Here is a 235-nt window from a genome sequence, read left to right on the forward strand (position 1 = left end):
CCGAGATCATACGACCTTGATGGCTCGCACCTTGCAGGGCGCCGCAGGACTGGCATTCGATCCGCAGATGACCGCTCCCTCAGCGATCCGTCGGCAGTCATGACGCCGACACTCCGATCCTGTGCCATCATCACCAGAATTGAGCACCATCTTGCCTGCACTGGCCAAAGCCGGGGCAATAATTTGGCGCCGACGGCCTTGCGCAAAGACCAGTCTTTCCAACACAATCAAGAAA

The 235-nt window shown here is 57.9% G+C and carries 1 protein-coding gene; it reads right to left on the bottom strand.

Annotated elements, in window-relative coordinates; all coding sequences use genetic code 11:
• Nucleotides 1-6: 6 nt before the first annotated feature.
• Nucleotides 7-235, bottom strand: a 229-nt coding sequence (locus EOB49_RS37205) for a hypothetical protein (RefSeq protein WP_206526240.1), incomplete at its 5' end; no start/stop codon positions are given.

The organism is Mesorhizobium sp. M7A.F.Ca.MR.148.00.0.0 (assembly GCF_003997735.1).
Lineage (GTDB): Bacteria > Pseudomonadota > Alphaproteobacteria > Rhizobiales > Rhizobiaceae > Mesorhizobium.